The sequence below is a fragment of the Nonomuraea aridisoli genome (genome assembly GCF_003236395.1).
Lineage (GTDB): Bacteria > Actinomycetota > Actinomycetes > Streptosporangiales > Streptosporangiaceae > Nonomuraea > Nonomuraea aridisoli.
In genome coordinates, this window is sequence record NZ_POUD01000643.1 from 1 (window position 1) to 547 (window position 547).

At 68.4% G+C, this 547-nt stretch carries 1 protein-coding gene; it reads left to right on the plus strand.

Annotated elements, in window-relative coordinates:
* Positions 1–74 precede the first annotated feature (74 nt).
* Positions 75–509, plus strand: a complete 435-nt coding sequence (locus tag C1J01_RS48520) for a GNAT family N-acetyltransferase (protein ID WP_111185886.1) — start codon at positions 75–77, stop codon at positions 507–509.
* Positions 510–547 lie beyond the last annotated feature (38 nt).

Below are 547 nucleotides of genomic sequence, written 5' to 3' on the forward strand. Positions count from 1 at the left end.
TAAGAGACAGGAATGACCGCCGGGCGCACCCGCTCCCACACCGGCATGCCGTCCCGAACTCTGAAAGGACCAAGATGATCTCCATCCGGCGCGCCACCCCCGCCGACGCCGCCACCGTGCACGACCTGATCTGCGGTCTGGCCAAGCACCAGGACCAGTCCTGGGCCATCACCGTCACCGTCGCCGGCCTGCAGCAGATGCTGGCCCGCCCGGAGATCACCTACCTGATCGCCGAACGGGACGGCCAGGCCGTCGGCTACGTCTCCTGGCTGGAACGGCTCAGCTTCTGGTCCGGCGAGAACTACCTCCACCTGGACGACCTGTACGTGTCCGGCGCCGAACGCGGCCACGGCGTGGGCGAACAGCTCATGCGCGCGGCAGCCGAAGCCGCCGGCGGCAAGGTGATCCGCTGGGAAGTCGCAGAGACCAACGAGGCGGCACAACGCTTCTACACACGCATCGGCGCCACCCTCATCAGCAAGAAGATCGGCCGGTGGCAACCCGAGTAACCCGCCGCATACTCTGCCCGCGCCGGCTCCCGCCACCC

Bases quoted from the DNA above. Each gene is read 5' to 3' on its own strand.
- C1J01_RS48520 (WP_111185886.1), top strand. From the start codon at position 75: ATGATCTCCATCCGGCGCGCCACCCCCGCCGACGCCGCCACCGTGCAC.